The 3,193-nt window shown below is 42.8% G+C and carries 4 protein-coding genes; all 4 read left to right on the top strand.

Features of this window, described 5'->3' with window-relative positions:
* The first annotated feature begins 263 nt into the window (after window positions 1-263).
* Entirely contained in the window at window positions 264-530 is a 267-nt protein-coding gene (locus ACI7RC_RS27630; RefSeq protein WP_408111368.1) for a hypothetical protein, read from the top strand.
* The gene (locus ACI7RC_RS27625; RefSeq protein WP_408111367.1) at window positions 530-808 is read left to right on the top strand and encodes a hypothetical protein; all 279 of its coding nucleotides are present in this window, start codon (window positions 530-532) and stop codon (window positions 806-808) included. Before ACI7RC_RS27630 ends, ACI7RC_RS27625 begins: the two co-directional genes overlap by 1 nt.
* Before the next feature lie 149 nt (window positions 809-957).
* Window positions 958-2,094, top strand: coding sequence for a DUF6155 family protein (locus tag ACI7RC_RS27620; protein WP_408111366.1), 1,137 nt, complete (start codon window positions 958-960; stop codon window positions 2,092-2,094).
* 16 nt (window positions 2,095-2,110) lie between these two features.
* Window positions 2,111-2,752, top strand: coding sequence for a UPF0158 family protein (locus tag ACI7RC_RS27615; protein WP_408111365.1), 642 nt, complete (start codon window positions 2,111-2,113; stop codon window positions 2,750-2,752).
* The last annotated feature ends 441 nt before the right edge of the window (window positions 2,753-3,193 follow it).

The raw sequence follows: 3,193 nt of genomic DNA, 5'->3' as shown, positions 1-3,193 counted from the left end.
GCGCAACAAGCTGATTGAGCACAATCTGCGGCTGGTTGCCCATATAGTGAACACAAAACAACGTCAGAAAACAGCGCGATTTGTGTGCAACGGGCGGATTGTACGGTAAGGGAGGACAAGCAGTTAGGGTTGGTAAAGCTGGTCCGAGAGAGGCGGCTTATCTGCTTTACGGATTTGGAGTTGTGTTATGTTATAATGTTGATAACATTGATGTTTTGTTGCATATTGGTTAGGGGAAATGCTTACGATGGGAGTGATATCGAATGGAAAAGGTAAATTCACCGGAAGAATTGATGGAGAACATCGCGAATATGAGCCGCGACAACTCCGTGTACCAATTTCATATTCCAGGAAAAGGAACGTTCACTCTCGTCTTGCAAGAGGAAGAGCAGCGATCGATTCAGGCTGATGTTGAAGCAAATGCGGAACTGAAAGCCATGATTGAACAAAGCAGGAAAGAATTCAAGCTAGGCAAAGCCATGAGTACATCGGAAATACTGAAGTCCATTTCTACCGAGGATTTTCGATAATGACCCGTGTAGTTCTATGGTCTCCGGCGGTAAGAAACAAACTTTCCCAGTTTCGTAGCGAGCGTTTTTCACCTGAGGAAACGTTTGATTTCATATCTCAATTAATTCTTGAAACAGAAGGCCTACTTTCCAATCCGATCTTACGTAAAGCTTTTAAGGAAGAAGACGGTACTTATGCAGGAGTGTCGCGTATCGTTATAAAGAGGTTTAGGGTTTATTTCGAACAGCATGAGAATGAAATTAGGATTATTGCTGTTTTGTTTCCTGGTGAGAAATAAATATTACGGCCGGTAGCTTACCTGCGAAATTAAAAAGATGCGCGAAGAAGAATGGAAATGAACGAAATTAGCTTACCCATTGTAACTCCATCGAGGGTACAATGGGTTTGTTTATATGTACGGAGTTTCCGAAAGGAGAAGTAACGATAATGGTTTATATTTGCAGAATCGAACTCAATGATATTAACCCGAAGATATGGCGAGAATTTCGATTTCACCCGGAAGTGACGTTTCATCAGCTTCACAAAATCATCCAAACGGTCATGGGATGGGAAAATTACCACTTATACGAGTTTCATGTGAACGAAAAGGTGTTCGGGCTACCTGATCCAACATTTACGGATATGGAAGACCACGAGGTGCTGAATGCACGGAGAGAAATCGTTCAAAAGCATGTAAACGAAGAGGATACCGTTTTTACATACGTCTATGATTTTGGCGATGATTGGAAGCATACGATTACGTTGATCAAGATAGATTCGGTTACGGTTTCCGACCATGCACCATTGTGTCTTGGAGGAGCCCGAAGCTGTCCGCAGGAAGATGTGGGGGGCGTTTGGGGACATCAACATATGCTGGAGGTGCTGTTTACTTCGAATCATCCGGAGCGTGATCAATTTATTGATTGGATCAGAGAGGGATACGATCCCGAATATTTTTCTTGCGAGGAAGTGAACCTCGAGCTTCAAAAGCAAAAGGACAAGCTAATTCCTAAATCACTTCTTCAACGGCCTTCGGGCAAGAAGCCAGTGAAGATTACGAAGTCTGCTCTGAATAAGCATTTGAAACAACTAGGAAATGATCAGCTCATTGAGTTGGTTAAGGCGTGTTATAGTGCGAGTAAAGAAATGGAGAAGTTTCTTTCTGTAAAAATTCTAGGTGACGAAGCGGTTGAGTCTCTATTTCATGAGTATCGAAAAAAGATCGAAAACGAATTTTTCCCTGAACGTGGTCATGGAAAGTTAAGACTTCAAGAGGCGAAACATGCGATTTCTGAATTTCAGCGATTGACCGGAAGCGTCAAGTATAGCCTGGAACTGAAGCTGATCTACGTCGAAATGGGCGTCTCTTTCACATTGAACTATGGAGATATCGATGAACGGTTTTATTACAGTATGGCATCCATGTATGCTGACATTATTGGTATAGTGAATGATGATGAAACAGCCGAGTTGTTCGACGAATATGAGGAGCGAATCGAGGAGATTATCTCGAAAACGGAAGGGATCGGCTGGGGCTTCCATGAGAATTTGGCTGATCTTCACGCTCAATTACGGTGGATTTAGTTAGGAGGTAAGATTTATGAGCGGCAGAAAGAAAAAGAAAGGGTCCAAGAAGAAAACAGATACAACGGGGCTTTTTGAACAGGACGAGAATTTTTATTTTATTGCAGGTTATACGGCTGGTGGATTTCCTTTTGGAATTACTTGGGAAGAATATAAGGCGGAACAAAGCAGTGGATCGGACCTGGATGTGAGGGACGAAAGAGTCAATATGATAGAATTGAAATTGACGGAGCAGCAGTTTCAGGAGCTTGTGGATGCCTACGATATAGATGTCGAGGGAATAGATAACTTCCTGAATATAGAAACAGGCGAAGTTGTTATATTAAACACCTTTGACAGGGATGAAGAGGACGAAGAATTAAGCGAGGCCATTGAAGAAGGGTTTAATGAAATCTATTTTCGGATACCTCATCGGGAATCGCATGATGGGTATGCGGATATGGTTGATTTTGCAGAAACGGTCGCAGATGAAGAATTAAGATCTTCTTTGATTCGTATATTGATCGGCGATAAGAAGATTTTTCGAAGGTTCAAGGATGCGTTATCTTCTGGTAGTAGTGAGTTAACGAGATATTATCAATTTGTAGAAAGTCGAAATCGCGAGTGCGTCATGGATTGGTTGGAATCTATAGGTGTTAAGGCAATGATTGATCAATAAACAAGTCATATTCATCCTATGAGGGCATGTGACAGACCCCGTAAAACGCATTGAGGGGAAAAAATGCCAAGAAAGCTAACAATGAATCCGAACTTTGTTCCTGTTCATGAAACGGTATCTTGATCGCCTATTTGCATTCTGCGCTTGGCTCGGATTACGAAGTGCTGCATCCGCATATTCCTAGTCCAGAAAATACCCTTTTGGGGGAAGGACGCAGCATTGTTTCAAACACTCCCGCTATTTGTCCCGATTTCGCAGGTACAGGCACACGTAGGCACCAGCCCACATAAGGATAGGAGTAGCAGGCATCCAAATGGAGGAGGTGCAGCCGTGTCCAGTATCTTTATGGTTTTATCGCTCTTATTTAAAGAGCTGGTTACCTTTGTCGCTTATGTGAAAAACAACGCATTTCCCCAGCCTCTGTCCGAGGCGGACGAAGAG

It is taken from the genome of Brevibacillus sp. B_LB10_24 (assembly GCF_046036945.1).
Lineage (GTDB): Bacteria > Bacillota > Bacilli > Brevibacillales > Brevibacillaceae > Brevibacillus_C.
Note: the sequence above shows the minus strand (reverse complement) of the source record. Positions and strands in the feature narration are given on the sequence as shown.